Genomic DNA, 15,624 nt, shown 5'->3' with positions numbered 1-15,624 from the left:
TCCGTTCAACTCAGAAACACCGCGTCATCCCGGGTCTGCGCTGCGCTACGCCCGGAATGACGGCGCTATTTCATACGGGCCGTACCCTACACCTCGACCACCAGCGCATGCACCAGCGGCTTCTTGCCCCACTCCTCGTTGACCGCGCTGCGCACCCCGCGCTCCAGCGCGTTGCGCAGGGCCTCGGGATCGCGGCGGCGCGCCTTGGGGATATTGTCGATGAGGTCCCCGACGGTATCGGCGACATACTCGTCGAAATCGATGCCGCCGAGCGTGCGCGGCGGCAGGCCGAGCACGGCGATCTCCGGCTCGCCGGCGATGCCGCCCTTGTCGTCGATCGCGACCGCGATCGAGACGATGCCGGCGAAGGACAGGCGGCGGCGCTCCTGGATCGTCCGCTCCAGCGCGTTCACCAGGAGCGAGCCGTCCTGGTAGAGCCGGCCATGCCGGACCTCGTCGACCTTGCGGGCTCCTTCTCCCGAGATCGCCACGACATCGCCATTGCCGGCGCGCAGGACATGCTTGACGCCAAGGCTGCGGGCGAAGGTCTCGTGCTCGGCCAGATGCAGGTCCTCGCCATGGGCGGGGATCGCGATCTGCGGCTTCAGCCAGCCATAGAGCCGCGCCATCTCCTCGCGGCGCGGGTGGCCGGAGACATGGACCAGGTGCGTCCGGTCGGTGATGATCTCGATCTTGTCGCGGGCGAGCGCGTTCAGGATGTTGCCGACCGACTTCTCGTTGCCGGGAATGGTGCGCGACGAAAAGATCACGCGGTCGCCTGGCGATAGCGCGATCTCGGGATGGTCGTCCGAGGCGATGCGCGAGAGCGCGGCGCGCGGCTCGCCCTGGCTGCCGGTGACCAGCGCCACGACCTTGTCGCGCGGCAGGTAGCCGTAGGCATCGACCGGGCGGAAACCGGAGATGCCGTCGAGATAGCCGCATTCGCGGGCGACATCGATGACGCGGTCCATGGCGCGGCCGACGACCACGACCTCGCGCTCATTGGCCATGGCGGCTTCGGCGACTGCACGCAGGCGCGCGACGTTCGACGCGAAGGTGGTGACGGCGACGCGCCCCGGCGCGGACGCGACCAGCTCCTTCATCTTGGCCGCGACATCGGCCTCGCTCGGGCTGGTGCCATCGCGCATGACATTGGTGGAATCGCAGACCAGCGCCAGCACGCCCTCCTCCCCGAGCTCGCGCAGGCGCTTCTCGTCGGTCGGCAGGCCGACGCGCGGGGTCGGGTCGATCTTCCAGTCGCCGGTATGGACGACGAGGCCTGCCGGCGTGCGGATCGCGAGCGCGTTCGATTCCGGGATCGAATGCGCAACCGGCACGAACTCGATGTCGAACGGGCCGAGCGTGATGGCGCCCCCCTGCGGCACGACATTCATCTCGACGCTCGGCGCGCCGGGCTCGGAGAGGCGTCGCGTCGCGAGCAGGCCGGCGGCGAAGCGCGTGCAATAGACCGGCGCCCGCAGCGAGGGCCAAAGCGCGGCGAGCGCGCCGATATGGTCCTCATGGGCGTGGGTGATGATGATACCGAGGAGGTTCGCCCGCTCCTCGATGATGTAGCGCAGGTCGGGCAGCACGATATCGACGCCCGGCGCCTCCGGCCCGGCGAAGGACAGGCCGCAATCGACCAGGATCCACTTTCGTCGGCCCTCGGGCCCGAAGCCGTAAAGAGCGGCGTTCATGCCGATCTCGCCGAGGCCGCCGAGGGGAACGAAGACGAGCAGGTCGCTGGAGCGGGTCACGGGGTGTCCTGAAGGCATGGCAGCCGCCAAGGACGCACCATTGCGCGCCAATGCCGGCCTACCGGGAGATCTTTCGGGATACGCGGGTCATCCCGGACGAAGCGAAGCGGAGATCCGGTATCCATGCCGGAGCCTTTCCGGTTCGCGTTCCGGCATGGATCCCGGGTCGTCCTTCGGTCGCCCGGGATGACCGCGTGGAACCGATGGCATCCTGTAGCATGGTCTCAGCGTGGCAGACCAGCTTCCCCCTCGCCGCCGGGCGTGCCGAAGAACAAGTCGCCGGCATCGATCACGCGGCGTCCGGTTTCGGTTTCGAGTTCGAGGCGCCCGGTCGGGTCGAGACCGATGAAGATGCCGGCGAGCGGCCCTTCGGGCAGGCGGATGGTGATGGTCTCGCCGAGGAAGGCGGCACGCTCCAGCCAGGCGGCGCGGGTCGGCCCGAAGCCGCCGGGTTGAGACCAGATGGCGAAGCGCCGGGCGAAGGCGTCGCTCAGGCCCGTCAGCATGGCCTCGACATTGGCCTGCGGCGCCGATGCCTTGAGGAAGGTCGCAGGGTACGGCGTGTCCGAGGGGCAGGAGCCGATGTTGACACCACAGCCGACGATGACATTGAAGCGCCCTGCCCGGCTCTCGCCCTCCAGCAGCAGGCCCGAGGTCTTGGCCCGATCGAGCAGGAGGTCGTTCGGCCATTTCAGCCTGAGGCCGGAAGCGGCCGGCCCGAGCATTTTCGCGGCGGCATCATGCAGGGCCAAGCCCACGACGAAGCCGAGCTGAGGAGCGAGCGCGGGCTCGCATGGATCGGTCAGCAGCAGGCTGGCGTAGAGATTGCCGGGCGGGGAGCCCCATTGCCGGCCATGGCGGCCTCGGCCCGAATTCTGGCTGCGGGCGACGATCCAGAGCTTGCCCGGCTCGCCCTGGTCCAGCGCGCGCCGGGCCTCCTCCATGGTGGAGCCGACCTCGTCGCGGATGATCAGACGATAGCCCGCGTCGCGGGCGGCCTCACCGAGCATGGCCGTTGGTCCACGCCGTCATGCTCGCCCTTATGGCGAGCATCCGCGTCATGAACACAGCTTTCGACCAGAGAAGACGTGGATGGTCGGGACATGCCCGACCATGACGGGGAAGCATCAGAACAGCGATTTCGCAGCCGCCTCGGCCGCATTGAACAGCGGCGCCGGCACCAGCGAAAGCACCAGCACGAAGAGCGCCGAGACCACCAGCACGGCGCGCACGCCGAGATCGGACTTTTCGAAAGCCGGCTTCGGCTCGTCGAAATACATCACCTTGACGAGACGCAGGTAGTAATAGGCGCCGACGACGCTGGTCAGCACGCCGACAACGGCGAGCACGTAGAGCTTGGCGTTGATGGCGGCGAGGAAGACGTACCACTTGGCCCAGAAGCCGGCGAGCGGCGGAATGCCGGCGAGCGAGAACATCATCATCGCCATCGCGAAGGCCATCCAGCCATTGGTGCGGGACAGGCCGGCGAGTTCCGAGATGTCCTCGACCAGCCTGCCGTCGCGGCGCATCATCAGCACGCAGGCGAAGGCGGCAAGCGTCGTGGCGAGATAGATCGCCATATAGGTCATCACGCCCTGCACGCCCTCGGCCGTTCCGGCAGCGAGGCCGACCAGCGCATAGCCCATGTTGGCGATCGAGGAATAGGCGAGCAGGCGCTTGATGTTGGTCTGGCCGATCGCGGCGAAGGCACCCAGACCCATCGAGGCGATCGAGATGAAGACGATGATCTGGCGCCAGTCATGGATCGCGCCGGGGAAGGCGCCGATGAAGACGCGGATCACCATCGCCATGGCGGCCATCTTTGGCGCCGAGGCGAAGAAGGCGGCGACCGGGGTCGGCGCGCCCTCATAGACGTCCGGCGTCCACATGTGGAACGGCACGGCCGAGATCTTGAAGGCGACGCCGGCCGCGATGAAGACGATGCCGAAAATCAGGCCGATGCCCGCATGGCCGCCGGCCGTCGCCGCAGCAATGCCCGGGAAGGTGACGGTGCCGGTGAAGCCATAGACCAGCGAACCGCCATAGAGCAGCATGCCCGACGAGAGCGCGCCGAGCACGAAATACTTCAGGCCCGCTTCCGTGGACTTGGCGTTGTCGCGATCGAAGGCGGCGACGACATAGAGCGCCAGCGACTGCAGCTCCAGGCCGACATAGAGGCTGATGAGATCGTTGGCCGAGATCATCATCATCATGCCGATGGTCGAGAGCACGACGAGGATCGGGAACTCGAAGCGCATCGTGCCCTGGCGGCGCAGCGTATCGGCCGAGAGCAGGATCGCGGCGCCGGCGCCGAGCAGCGTCAGCACCTTCATGAAGCGGGCGAAGCCGTCGGCGATGAAGCCGTCGTTGAAGGTCAGCATCTTGCCGGTGCCCGACACGACCATGACCAGCGCGACCGCCAGCAGCGCCAGCGCCAGCCCTTCGAGCAGGCGCGTCGCGCGCTCGCCCTGGATCGCGCCGACCAACACCATGGCGATGGCGCCGAGGGCGAGGATGATTTCCGGCAGGGCCGGGCCGAGAGCGGGCAGAGCCATGACGAGACCTTACTGCGCGGCCGCCAGCGCCGTCTTCGCGACGGCGAGGGCTGCCTGATAGTTCTTGATGAGCGCTTCGGTCGGCGCCGCGAAGGCGTCGAGGATCGTGTGCGGCTGGATGCCGTACCAGATCGTCAGCAGGACCAGCGGGACCAGCGTCAGGTATTCGCGGACGTTCAGGTCCCTGATGTCCTTCAGCTCGGGCTTGGTCAGCTCGCCGAACACGACACGGCGATAGAGCCAGAGCGCATAGGCCGCCGAGAGGATGACGCCGGAGGTCGCGAAGAACGCCACCCAGGGATTGGCGCGGAAGGCGCCGAGCAGCGTCAGGAACTCGCCGACGAAGCCGGCCGTGCCGGGCAGGCCGACATTGGCCATGGTGAAGACCATGAAGACGACGGCATAGGCCGGCATCCGGTTCACCAGGCCGCCATAGGCCGCGATCTCGCGGGTATGCATGCGATCGTAGATCACGCCGACGCAGAGGAAGAGCGCGCCCGAGACCAGGCCGTGGCTGACCATCTGGAACATCGCGCCCTGAATGCCCTGCGGCGTCAGGGTGAACAGGCCCATCGTCACGAAGCCCATATGGGCGACCGAGGAATAGGCGATCAGCTTCTTCATGTCCTCCTGCATCAGCGCCACCAGCGAGGTGTAGACGATGGCGACGACCGAGAGGGCGAAGACCAGCGGCGCGAACAGCGCCGAGGCTTCCGGGAACATCGGGATCGAGAAGCGAATGAAGCCGTAGCCGCCCATCTTCAGCAGGATCGCCGCCAGCACGACGGAGCCCGCGGTCGGCGCCTCGACATGCGCGTCGGGCAGCCAGGTATGGACCGGCCACATCGGCATCTTCACCGCGAAGGAGGCGAAGAAGGCGAGCCACAGCCAGGTCTGCATCTGCGACGGGAACTTGTGCGCCAGCAGCGTCGGGATGTCGGTGGTGCCGGCGTTCCAGTACATCGCCATCACGGCGAGCAGCATCAGGACCGAGCCGAGCAGCGTGTAGAGGAAGAACTTGTAGGAGGCGTAGACGCGCCGCTTGCCGCCCCAGATGCCGATGATCAGGAACATCGGGATCAGGCCCGCCTCGAAGAACAGGTAGAACAGCACGAGGTCGAGCGCCGCGAAGACGCCGATCATCAGCGCCTCCAGGACGAGGAACGCGATCATGTATTCGCGAACCCGCTTCTCGACCGAGGTCCAGGACGCGACGATGCAGAACGGCATCAGGAAGGCCGTCAGCACGATGAACGGGAAGGAGAAGCCGTCGACGCCGAGCTTGAACTTGATGGCATCCGAAACCCAGCCATGGGTCTCGACCATCTGGAAGCCGGGATTGGCGGTGTCGAATTTGCCCCAGGCGACGCAGGCGAGCGCGAAGGTCAGGACCGTCGTGATCAGCGCGGCCCAGCGGGCGTTGGAGTCGACCGAGGCCTGATCGCCGCGCTGCACGAGGATGAAGGCAGCGCCGACCAGCGGCAGGATCAGAAGACCGGTGAGGATACCGAAACCGAACATCATCTCACCCGCGAGCCACGAGATACCAGGTCACGAGCCCAGCGACGCCGATCAGCATGGCGAAGGCATAGTGATAGAGATAGCCGGTCTGCAGCCGGACCACCCGATTGGTGACGTCGACCACGCGGGCCGAGACGCCGTCCGGGCCGAAACCGTCGATGACCAGGCCATCGCCCTTCTTCCAGAGGAAGCGACCGAGCCACTTCGACGGGCGCACGAACAGGAAGTCGTAGAGTTCGTCGAAATACCACTTGTTGAGCAGGAACCGGTAGAGCGCCGGGTTGGCGGCAGCCAGCTTGCCGGGCACGTCCGGGCGGCGGACATACATGTACCAGGCGAGCGCGAACCCGATCACCATCGCCAGGAAGGGGGAGGCCACGACCCATTTCGGCACTTCGTGCATCTCGTGCAGGATGTGGTTGTCCTTGCCCATGAACAGGGCCGACTTCCAGAAATGCTCGAAGTCGTGGCCGACGAAGGCCTCCTTGAAGACGACGCCGGCCAGGATCGCGCCGACCGACAGCACGACGAGCGGGATCAGCATCACCCAGGGGCTCTCATGCGGCGTGTGGTCGTGACCATGGCCGTGATCGTCATGGCCATGCGCTCCGTGGGCATGATCGTCGTGGCCATGGGCGGCATGGGCGTGGTCGTCATGGCCGTGACCATGCGCGGCGTGGCCATGGCCCCAGCGCGGCGCGCCTTCGAAGGTCATGAAATAGAGGCGCCAGGAGTAGAACGAGGTCATGCAGGCCGCGACGACCAGCAGGATGAAGGCATAGGACGAGGCGAAGCCGCCATGCCCCAGCGCAGAGGCATAGGCGCTTTCGACGATCGCGTCTTTCGAGAAGAAGCCGGCGAAGCCGAAGATCGTGCCGGGGATGCCGACGCCGGTCAGGGCCAGCGTGCCGATCGTCATCGCTGCGGCGGTGATCGGGATGTGCTTCCGGAGGCCGCCCATGTGGCGCATGTCCTGCTCGTGATGCATCGCGTGGATGACCGAGCCCGCGCCCAGGAAGAGCAGCGCCTTGAAGAAGGCGTGGGTGAAGAGGTGGAAGATGCCGGCGCCGTAATTGCCGACGCCCAGCGCGACGAACATGTAGCCGAGCTGCGAGCAGGTCGAATAGGCGATGACGCGCTTGATGTCGTTCTGCACGAGGCCGACCGTGGCCGCGAAGAAGGCGGTGGTGGCGCCGATGACGACGACGACCGTGAGCGCGACCGGCGCGTATTCGAAGACCGGCGACAGGCGCGCCAGCATGAAGACGCCGGCGGTGACCATGGTCGCGGCATGGATCAGCGCCGAGACCGGGGTCGGGCCTTCCATCGCGTCCGGCAGCCAGGTGTGCAGCAGGAACTGCGCCGACTTGCCCATGGCGCCCATGAAGAGCAGCAGGCAGGTCAGGGTCATCGCGTTCCAGTCATAGCCGAGGAAGCGGAAGCTCTGGCTCGCCAGCTCGCCGGCGCGCGGGAAGATCGCGTCGAAGCCGACCGAGCCGAACAGCACGAAGACGAGGAAGATGCCGAGCGAGAAACCGAAATCGCCGACGCGGTTGACGATGAAGGCCTTCATCGCCGCCGCATTGGCCGAGGGCTTCTGGTACCAGAAGCCGATCAGCAGATAGGAGGCGAGGCCGACGCCTTCCCAGCCGAAGAACATCTGGACGAGGTTGTCCGACGTCACCAGCATCAGCATAGCGAAGGTGAAGAGCGAGAGATAGGCGAAGAAGCGCGGACGGTGCGGATCCTCGTGCATGTAGCCGATCGAATAGAGATGCACGAGGCTGGAGACGGTATTGACCACGACCAGCATCACCGCGGTCAGCGTGTCGACGCGGAAGGCCCAGTCGACCTGGAGTTGGCCCGACGAGATCCAGCTCGCGACCTGCACGCGGGTCGTGCCGGAGCCGAAGCCGACCTGAACGAAGGCGACCCAGGACAGGAGGGCAGAGACGATCAGCAGCGAGGTCGTGACGATCTCGGAGCCACGCGCGCCGATCAGCCGGCCGAAGAGGCCGGCGATCAGGAAGCCGATGAGAGGGAGGAAGACGATCAGGTGATACATGGCAGTGAGGTCCAGGCGCAGGGGCGCGCTCAGCCTTTCATCATGTTGATGTCTTCCACCGCGATCGTGCCGCGGTTGCGGAAGTAGACGACGAGAATGGCGAGGCCGATCGCGGCCTCAGCCGCCGCCACCGTGAGCACGAGCAGCGCGAAGACCTGGCCGACGATGTCGTTCAGGAAGCTCGAGAAGGCGACGAAGTTGATATTGACCGAGAGCAGGATGAGCTCGACCGACATCAGGATGACGATGACGTTCTTGCGGTTGATGAAGATGCCGAGCACGCCGAGCGTGAACAGGATGGCGCTGACGGCGAGATAATGGCCCAGTCCGATCGTCATCACGCCATCTCCTCGGGAACCCCAGCGCGCGAAGGCACCTGCTTGACCGCCATCGCCGCGTCCTTGGTGCGGGCGTTCTGGGTCGGCACATGCTGGCGCTTGATGCCGGGACGGTCGCGCAAAGTCAGCACGATCGCGCCGATCATCGCGACGAGCAGCACGAGGCCGGCCGCCTGGAAGTAATAGACATACTGGGTATAGAGCACGCGGCCGAGCGCCTCGGTGTTTGAGACATTGGCCGGGATCGCGGCGACAGGCGCCTTGACGATCTGCGGATCGATGACCCAGGCGCCGACGACCAGCAGGAGCTCCACGGCGAAGATGAAGCCGATCAGAGCGCCGATCGGCAGGTAGTTGAGGAAGCCCTGGCGGAACTCGGCGAAATCGACGTCGAGCATCATCACCACGAAGAGGAAGAGCACCGCCACCGCGCCGACATAGACGACGACCAGCAGCATCGCGAGAAACTCGGCGCCGAGCAGCATGAACAGCCCGGCCGCGTTGACGAAGGCCAGGATCAGGTAGAGCACCGAATGCACGGGATTGCGCGAGGTCACCACCATGAAGGCGGATGCCACGGTCACCCCTGCGAAGAGATAGAAGAAAGCCGCTGCGGCATTCATCTCGGCCAGCCCTTCCCGCCCCTTTTCGGCGCGGTCCTCGTTTGGTTCGTGCTCCGGGACTCAACGGACCCCGAGCAATTTGGAGCGTCTATAATCAGGCCCGCCGGGCGGGACAACCGCACGGCGGGTCTGGTTTCATTCGGTTTCCACGCCGTCGTCCCGGCCGCAGCGAAGCGGAGAGCCGGGATCCATGCCGGAACGCCCCCGGCACAGGTTCAGGCATGGATCCCGGGCTTCCCTGCGGTCGCCCGGGATGACCGCCGCGAGGCGATCGAAAACGTCACCGATAGGGCGCGTCCATCGCGATGTTGCGCGCGATCTCGCGTTCCCAGCGCGCGCCGTTCGCGAGCAGCTTGTCCTTGTCGTAGAACAGCTCCTCGCGGGTCTCGGTCGCGAACTCGAAATTCGGCCCCTCGACGATGGCATCGACCGGGCAGGCTTCCTGGCAGAAGCCGCAGTAGATGCACTTGGTCATGTCGATGTCGTAACGCGTGGTGCGGCGCGTGCCGTCGTTGCGGCGCGGGCCGGCCTCGATGGTGATGGCCTGCGCCGGGCAGATCGCCTCGCAGAGCTTGCAGGCGATGCAACGCTCCTCGCCGTTCGGATAGCGGCGCAGCGCGTGCTCGCCCCGGAAGCGCGGCGAGAGCTGGCCCTTCTCGAACGGGTAGTTCAGCGTCGCCTTCGGCTTGAAGAAATAGCGCATCGACAGGCCGATAGCCCCGACGAACTCCTTCAGCAGCAGGCCTCGTGCAGCTTGCGCGAGTGACATCGCCTTCGTCCTTTACATCCTCAGCCGAACACCGTCCGGCCGATCACGAAACCTAAGGTCGGCATCAAGCCGATCGTCATCACCACCAGCACCGCCCGCAGGATGCGGATGCGACGCTCGTAATCGTCCTTCTCGGCCTGCGTCTCCGAGCGATCCGTGCGCCGGAGCGCCCCGATCACCACGGCCGACATAAGCCGGTATTCCAGCAGGCCGAGCCCGAAGCCGATCAGGGCACCGAGCGGGCCGGCCCAACTCATCCCGCCACCGGGCCCCAGCCCGTCAATTGCAGCACCAGCGCCACGATCACGACGCAGGCCAGCGAGAGCGGCAGGAAGACCTTCCACCCCAGGCGCATCAGCTGATCGTAGCGGTAGCGCGGCACGAAGGCCTTCACCAGCGCGAACATGAAGAACACGAAGCAGACCTTGAGGGCGAACCAGAACACGCCGGGCAGCCAGGTGAAGGGCGGCAGCGCGACCGGCGGCGCCCAGCCGCCGAGGAAGAGGATCGTGGTCAGCGAGCACATGGTCATGATCGCCACGTATTCGCCGAGCATGAACAGCAGGTACGGCGTCGAGGAGTACTCGACCATGAAGCCCGCCACGAGCTCGGATTCCGCCTCGGCCAGATCGAAGGGCGGCCGGTTCGTCTCGGCCAGCGCCGAAATGAAGAAGACCACGAACATCGGGAAGAGCGGGATGAAGTACCAGTTCAGGATCGAGAGCCACGGCACGCCGAGAGCATGCGCCAGGCCGCGGTTCGCTTGAGCCTCGACCACGGCCGAGAGGTTCAGCGAGCCGACGCAGAGGAGCACGGTGATGATGACGAAGCCGATCGAGACCTCGTAGGACACCATCTGCGCCGCCGAGCGCAGCGCGCTCATGAACGGGTATTTCGAGTTCGAGGCCCAGCCGGCCATGATGATGCCGTAGACCCCGAGCGAGGAAATCGCGAGGATATAGAGCACGCCGACATTGATGTCGGCGATCGCCCAGCCTTCCGCCACCGGGATCACCGCCCAGGCGCCGAGCGCCAAAAGGCAGGAGATGAAGGGCGCCAGCAGGAAGATGCCCTTGTTGGCGCCGGACGGGATGATCGGCTCCTTGAGCGCGAACTTGATCAGGTCCGCGAAGCTCTGGAACAGGCCCCACGGTCCGACCACGTTCGGGCCGCGGCGGAGCTGCACCGCCGCCCAGACCTTGCGGTCGGCGAGCAGGATATAGGCGATGAAGACCAGCAGGCAGACCAGCAGCAGCAGGCTCTTGCCGAGGATGATCGCGATATCGAGGACGAGGTCCCAGTTCATAGCCGCTTACTCCGCCGCCTGCTGATGCCGGCCGGAGGCCAGCGCCGAGCATTCCGCCATGATGGCGGAGGCACGCGCGATCGGGTTGGTCTGATAGAAATCGGCGACGACGGGCGCGAAGGCCACCTTGTCGGTCTTGCCGCCGAGGCCGACGAGCTTGCCGATCTCCGCCGCGTCGTTGGCCGGAAGGCCGTCTAGCGCCGCGAAATGCGGATGCGCCTCATAGAGCGTCTTGCGCAGACCGGAAAGCGAGTCGAAGGGCAGCGTCTTGCCGAGCGTCGCGGAGAGTGCGCGAAGGATCGCCCAGTCCTCGCGGGCATCGCCCGGCGGGAAGGTGGCGCGGTCGCCCATCTGCACACGGCCTTCCGTGTTCACATAGGTGCCGGACTTCTCGGTATAGGCAGCCCCCGGCAGGATGACATCGGCGCGATGCGCGCCCTTGTCGCCATGCGTGCCCTGGTAGATCACGAAAGCGCCTTCCGGCACCTCGATCTCATCGGCGCCGAGCAGGAAAAGCACATCGAGCGCGCCCGGCTTGACCATAGCAGCCGCATCCAAGCCCCCCTCGCCCGGCACGAAGCCGAGATCGAGCGCGCCGACGCGGGCGGCCGCGGTATGGATCACGCCGAAGCCGTTCCAGCCCTCGGTGACCGCGCCGAGCGCCTGCGCCGCCTTGGCGGCGAGCGAGAGCACGGCCTCGCCGTCGGCGCGGGCGAGGGCGCCCTGCCCGACCAGCAACATCGGCTTAGCCCCAGCGGCCTGGGCCGATTTCACGACCTCGGCCAGCGTCTCAGGGCCAGCGCCGAGATAATCGTAGGCGTAGGTCAGGTCGGCCTTCTCGCCGATGACGGAGACCTTGAAGTCGCCGCGCAGCCAGCGCTTGCGGATACGGGCGTTCAGGATCGGCGCTTCGCGGCGCGGGTTCGAACCGATGATCAGCAGCGAGGTCGCATCCTCGATGCCGGCGATGCCGGCGTTGAGGACGTAGGACGCGCGGCCGAACTTGGGATGCAGCTTGGTGCCGTCCTGGCGGGCGTCGAGATTGGCCGAGCCAAGCGAGGCGATCAGGCTCTTCAGCGCGAACATCTCCTCGACCGCGGCGAGATCGCCGGCGATGGCGCCGATCTTCTCAGGCGCCGTCGCCTTCACCTTGGCGGCAATGGCGGCGAAGGCCTCGCTCCAGCTCGCGGGGCGCAGGCGGCCATTCTCGCGGATATAGGGGCGGTCGAGACGCTGGGTCTTGAGGCCGTCGGCGACATGGCGGGTCTTGTCGGAGATCCACTCCTCGTTCACCGCCTCGTTGAGGCGGGGCAGGATGCGCATCACTTCCTTGCCGCGCGAATCGACGCGGATGGCGGAGCCGACCGCGTCCATCACGTCAATGCTCTCGGTCTTGGAGAGCTCCCAGGGCCGGGCCTTGTTCTGGTAGGGCTTCGAGGTCAGCGCGCCGACCGGGCAGAGATCGACGACGTTGCTCTGCAGCTCCGACGACATCGCCTGCTCGAGATAGGTGGTGATCTCCATGTCCTCGCCGCGGCCGATGGCGCCGAGATCGGAGGCGCCGGCAACCTCGGTGGTGAAGCGGACGCAGCGCGTGCACTGGATGCAGCGCGTCATCGTCGTCTTGACCAGCGGGCCGATATACTTGTCCTCGACCGCGCGCTTGTTCTCGGCATAGCGCGAGGTGTCCGCGCCATAGGCCATGGCCTGGTCCTGCAGGTCGCATTCGCCGCCCTGGTCGCAGATCGGGCAGTCGAGCGGGTGGTTGATGAGCAGGAACTCCATCACGCCTTCGCGGGCCTTCTTGACCATCGGCGACCTGGTCAGGACGACCGGCGGCTCGCCGTTCGGGCCGGGGCGCAGGTCGCGTACGCCGATGGCGCAGGAGGCCTGCGGCTTCGGCGGGCCGCCCTTCACCTCGACGAGGCACATGCGGCAGTTGCCGGCGATCGAGAGGCGCTCGTGGAAGCAGAAGCGCGGCACCTCGACGCCCGCGGCCTCGCAGGCCTGGAGCACGGTGTACTCGGCGGGAACGTCGACCTCGACGCCGTCGATGAGGAGTTTCGTCATGGTCTCACTCCGCCGCCATCAGGCGCACAGGCTCGCTGTGCGGGTTGGCGGCATAGTCGTCGATGCGCTGCTCGATCTCGTGCCGGAAATGCGCGATCAGACCCTGTATCGGCCAGGCCGCGGCATCGCCGAGCGCGCAGATCGTGTGGCCCTCGATCTGCTTGGTGACGTCGAGCAGCATGTCGATCTCGCGCTTCTGGGCGCGGCCCTCGGCCATGCGCTCCATCACACGCCACATCCAGCCCGTGCCCTCGCGGCAGGGCGTGCACTGGCCGCAGCTTTCATGCTTGTAGAAATGGCTGATGCGGGCGATGGCGCGGACGATGTCGGTCGACTTGTCCATCACGATCACCGCCGCCGTGCCGAGGCCGGAGCGCAGCTTGGAGAGGGAGTCGAAATCCATCGGCGTGTCGATGATCTGATCGGCCGGAACCATGCGCACCGACGAGCCGCCGGGAATGACCGCCTTGAGATTGTCCCAGCCGCCGCGGATGCCGCCGCAATGCTTGTCGATCAGCTCGCGGAAGGTCAGGCCCATCGCCTCTTCGACGTTGCAGGGCTTGTTCACATGCCCGGAGACGCAGAACAGCTTGGTGCCGACATTGTTCGGCGTGCCGATCGAGGAGAACCAGCTCGCGCCGCGGCGCAGGATGGTCGGGGCGACCGCGATCGACTCGACGTTGTTCACCGTGGTCGGGCAGCCATAGAGGCCCATATTGGCCGGGAATGGCGGCTTCAGCCGCGGCATGCCCTTCTTGCCCTCGAGGCTCTCCAGCAGCGCCGTCTCCTCGCCGCAGATATAGGCGCCGGCGCCGTGATGCACATAGAGATCAAAGGGATAACCGTGGACGTTGTCCTTGCCGATGAGCCTGGCCTCATAGGCCTCGTCGACGGCGCGCTGCAGCGCCTCGCGCTCGCGGACGTACTCGCCGCGGATATAGATATAGGCCGCATGCGCGCCCATGGCGAAGGAGGCGATCAGGCAGCCCTCGACCAGCGTATGCGGGTCGTTGCGCATGATCTCGCGGTCCTTGCAGGTGCCCGGCTCCGACTCGTCGGCATTGACGACGAGATAATGCGGGCGCCCGTCGCTCTGCTTGGGCATGAACGACCATTTCAGCCCGGTCGGGAAGCCGGCGCCGCCGCGGCCGCGCAGGCCGGACTTCTTCATCTCGTCGATGATCCAGTCCCGGCCCTGCTCCAGGATGAACTTGGTGCCATCCCAGGCGCCGCGCTGGATCGCACCCTTCAGGGTACGGTCATGCAGGCCGTAGAGATTGGTGAAGATGCGATCGCGATCTGCGAGCATGTCCTGGTGCCTCACTCTGCCGGCTTGTCGCCAAGCTTCGACTCCGGGCGCCAGCCCGTCGCGAGCTTCTTCGACTGAGCGATCCAGTCGTCACGCAGCGCCCGGCCCTTGAAGCCGGTCAGCCGCGCATCGACCCAGGCGAGCTCCGCCGCTGTCCATTTGGCGATCTGGTCGTAATGCCAGACCCCCATCTCGTTGAGCATCCTGCCGAGCTTCGGCCCGACGCCCCAGATCAGTTCGAGATCGTCGCCCTTGCCGCCGCGCGCCGCGGCCAGCAGTTCGGGCTTGCTCTCGTCGGTCGCGGTGACCTTGGCCGCCGCCGCAGGCTTGGCAGCCTCGGCGACATCCTCCTTCTCGACCTTGCCCTTGGCGGCCGGCGTATCGTTCGCCGCGCTGGAGGGCTGGGCCGGCGCCGAAGGCTTCGGACGACCCGCCGCTGCCGTCTCGGTCGCAGGCTTGGCGGCGACGGCGACCGGAGTGGCCTCCGCCTTCTTCGCCTCGGCCTCGGCTGCCTTCTTGGCTTCCGCTTCGGCTGCGGCCTTGGCGGCGGCGGCTTCGGCCGCGGCCTTGCGCTGCTCGACGATGCGCTTCTGCCAGTCGCCGGCGCCGATCATCGAGCCGTCATAGAGCGCCTTGTCGGTCAGCGTCTGCGAGCCGCCTTCCGGCTCGGAGCCGGTGCGGCCGTTCTGCGGACCGGGCTTGGTGGCGCGGCCATTGCGGAGATCGTCGAGGAGTTGGCGGAAATTCGCCGGCGTCAGGTCCTCGTAATAGTCGACATTGATCTGCGCCATCGGCGCGTTGCAGCAGGCGCCGAGGCATTCGACCTCGAGCCAGGAGAGCTTGCCGTCGGCGGTCACGGTCGATTGCGGGCCGATGACGTCCTCGCAGACCTTCTTCAGCGCTTCCGCGCCGCGCAGCGCGCAGGGCGTCGTGCCGCAGAGCTGGACGAAGAACTCGCCGACCGGCTGCAGGTTGAACATGGTGTAGAAGGTCGCGACCTCCAGCACCCGCATCGGCGCCATGCCCAGGCGCTTGGCGACGGTCTCGATCACGGCGCGGGAGACCCAGCCCTCCTGCTCCTGCGCCTTCCACAGAAGCGGGATGACGGCGGAAGCCTGGCGGCCTTCCGGATACTTGGCGATCTGCTGGACGATCCAGTTCTCGTTCGCCGCGGTGAAGGCGAAGGAGGCGGGCTGGACCGGATCGGGTGCGAGACGACGGACGGACATATCAGTTCTCTCTCGACGTCATGCTCGGGCTTGTCCCGAGCTTCCACGTCTTCGCAACATCTGCCACGTTCAAGACGTGGAT

Annotated in this window: 13 protein-coding genes; all 13 read right to left on the bottom strand. The window is 66.5% G+C overall.

Annotation, left to right across the window (positions count from 1 at the left end; genetic code table 11):
• Positions 1-86: 86 nt before the first annotated feature.
• The 13 genes from OCUBac02_RS13100 to nuoE all read right to left on the bottom strand — a co-directional run bounded on the left by OCUBac02_RS13100 (position 87) and on the right by nuoE (position 15,542).
• Positions 87-1,757 carry a ribonuclease J gene (locus tag OCUBac02_RS13100; protein ID WP_173046159.1) on the bottom strand — a complete coding sequence of 557 codons (1,671 nt, stop codon included), beginning with the start codon at positions 1,755-1,757 and terminating at the stop codon, positions 87-89.
• 224 nt (positions 1,758-1,981) lie between these two features.
• Positions 1,982-2,767: a biotin--[acetyl-CoA-carboxylase] ligase gene (locus tag OCUBac02_RS13095; protein ID WP_173046158.1), complete on the bottom strand. Its 786-nt coding sequence runs from the start codon at positions 2,765-2,767 to the stop codon at positions 1,982-1,984.
• A 117-nt stretch (positions 2,768-2,884) separates the two neighbouring features.
• Positions 2,885-4,312, bottom strand: a complete 1,428-nt coding sequence (gene nuoN / locus OCUBac02_RS13090; protein ID WP_173046156.1) for an NADH-quinone oxidoreductase subunit NuoN — start codon at positions 4,310-4,312, stop codon at positions 2,885-2,887.
• Positions 4,313-4,321: 9 nt separating this feature from the next.
• Positions 4,322-5,833 carry an NADH-quinone oxidoreductase subunit M gene (locus OCUBac02_RS13085; protein WP_173046154.1) on the bottom strand — a complete coding sequence of 504 codons (1,512 nt, stop codon included), beginning with the start codon at positions 5,831-5,833 and terminating at the stop codon, positions 4,322-4,324.
• A 4-nt stretch (positions 5,834-5,837) separates the two neighbouring features.
• Positions 5,838-7,898 carry an NADH-quinone oxidoreductase subunit L gene (gene nuoL / locus OCUBac02_RS13080; RefSeq protein ID WP_173046152.1) on the bottom strand — a complete coding sequence of 687 codons (2,061 nt, stop codon included), beginning with the start codon at positions 7,896-7,898 and terminating at the stop codon, positions 5,838-5,840.
• A gap of 29 nt (positions 7,899-7,927) precedes the next feature.
• On the bottom strand, positions 7,928-8,236 hold the full coding sequence (gene nuoK / locus OCUBac02_RS13075; RefSeq protein WP_047575211.1) for an NADH-quinone oxidoreductase subunit NuoK: 309 nt from the start codon (positions 8,234-8,236) through the stop codon (positions 7,928-7,930).
• Positions 8,236-8,859: an NADH-quinone oxidoreductase subunit J gene (locus tag OCUBac02_RS13070; RefSeq protein ID WP_173046150.1), complete on the bottom strand. Its 624-nt coding sequence runs from the start codon at positions 8,857-8,859 to the stop codon at positions 8,236-8,238. The genes nuoK and OCUBac02_RS13070 overlap by 1 nt, the downstream gene beginning before the upstream one ends.
• A gap of 280 nt (positions 8,860-9,139) precedes the next feature.
• Positions 9,140-9,628 carry an NADH-quinone oxidoreductase subunit NuoI gene (gene nuoI, locus OCUBac02_RS13065; protein WP_038367698.1) on the bottom strand — a complete coding sequence of 163 codons (489 nt, stop codon included), beginning with the start codon at positions 9,626-9,628 and terminating at the stop codon, positions 9,140-9,142.
• Positions 9,629-9,648: 20 nt separating this feature from the next.
• Positions 9,649-9,885, bottom strand: coding sequence for a hypothetical protein (locus tag OCUBac02_RS13060; RefSeq protein ID WP_173046148.1), 237 nt, complete (start codon positions 9,883-9,885; stop codon positions 9,649-9,651).
• Positions 9,882-10,934, bottom strand: a complete 1,053-nt coding sequence (nuoH, locus tag OCUBac02_RS13055; protein WP_173046146.1) for an NADH-quinone oxidoreductase subunit NuoH — start codon at positions 10,932-10,934, stop codon at positions 9,882-9,884. Before nuoH ends, OCUBac02_RS13060 begins: the two co-directional genes overlap by 4 nt.
• A 6-nt stretch (positions 10,935-10,940) precedes the next feature.
• Entirely contained in the window at positions 10,941-13,004 is a 2,064-nt protein-coding gene (gene nuoG, locus OCUBac02_RS13050) for an NADH-quinone oxidoreductase subunit NuoG (RefSeq protein WP_173046144.1), read from the bottom strand.
• Between the two features lie 4 nt (positions 13,005-13,008).
• Positions 13,009-14,313, bottom strand: a complete 1,305-nt coding sequence (gene nuoF / locus OCUBac02_RS13045) for an NADH-quinone oxidoreductase subunit NuoF (protein ID WP_173046142.1) — start codon at positions 14,311-14,313, stop codon at positions 13,009-13,011.
• A gap of 11 nt (positions 14,314-14,324) precedes the next feature.
• Positions 14,325-15,542, bottom strand: coding sequence for an NADH-quinone oxidoreductase subunit NuoE (nuoE, locus tag OCUBac02_RS13040; RefSeq protein WP_173046140.1), 1,218 nt, complete (start codon positions 15,540-15,542; stop codon positions 14,325-14,327).
• Positions 15,543-15,624: the final 82 nt, after the last annotated feature.

The organism is Bosea sp. ANAM02 (genome assembly GCF_011764485.1).
Lineage (GTDB): Bacteria > Pseudomonadota > Alphaproteobacteria > Rhizobiales > Beijerinckiaceae > Allobosea.
The sequence above is the reverse complement of the archived record's forward strand: the minus strand, read 5'-3'. Positions and strand labels throughout refer to the sequence as shown.

What these genes read in the sequence shown, in the direction of transcription:
- OCUBac02_RS13085 (WP_173046154.1), bottom strand. Translation starts at nt 5,833, where the DNA reads ATGTTCGGTTTCGGTATCCTCACCGGTCTTCTGATCCTGCCGCTGGTC.
- nuoG (WP_173046144.1), bottom strand. Translation starts at nt 13,004, where the DNA reads ATGACGAAACTCCTCATCGACGGCGTCGAGGTCGACGTTCCCGCCGAG.
- nuoH (WP_173046146.1), bottom strand. Translation starts at nt 10,934, where the DNA reads ATGAACTGGGACCTCGTCCTCGATATCGCGATCATCCTCGGCAAGAGC.
- nuoE (WP_173046140.1), bottom strand. Translation starts at nt 15,542, where the DNA reads ATGTCCGTCCGTCGTCTCGCACCCGATCCGGTCCAGCCCGCCTCCTTC.
- nuoF (WP_173046142.1), bottom strand. Translation starts at nt 14,313, where the DNA reads ATGCTCGCAGATCGCGATCGCATCTTCACCAATCTCTACGGCCTGCAT.
- OCUBac02_RS13060 (WP_173046148.1), bottom strand. Translation starts at nt 9,885, where the DNA reads ATGAGTTGGGCCGGCCCGCTCGGTGCCCTGATCGGCTTCGGGCTCGGC.
- nuoN (WP_173046156.1), bottom strand. Translation starts at nt 4,312, where the DNA reads ATGGCTCTGCCCGCTCTCGGCCCGGCCCTGCCGGAAATCATCCTCGCC.
- OCUBac02_RS13095 (WP_173046158.1), bottom strand. Translation starts at nt 2,767, where the DNA reads ATGCTCGGTGAGGCCGCCCGCGACGCGGGCTATCGTCTGATCATCCGC.
- nuoL (WP_173046152.1), bottom strand. Translation starts at nt 7,898, where the DNA reads ATGTATCACCTGATCGTCTTCCTCCCTCTCATCGGCTTCCTGATCGCC.
- nuoI (WP_038367698.1), bottom strand. Translation starts at nt 9,628, where the DNA reads ATGTCACTCGCGCAAGCTGCACGAGGCCTGCTGCTGAAGGAGTTCGTC.
- OCUBac02_RS13070 (WP_173046150.1), bottom strand. Translation starts at nt 8,859, where the DNA reads ATGAATGCCGCAGCGGCTTTCTTCTATCTCTTCGCAGGGGTGACCGTG.
- nuoK (WP_047575211.1), bottom strand. Translation starts at nt 8,236, where the DNA reads ATGACGATCGGACTGGGCCATTATCTCGCCGTCAGCGCCATCCTGTTC.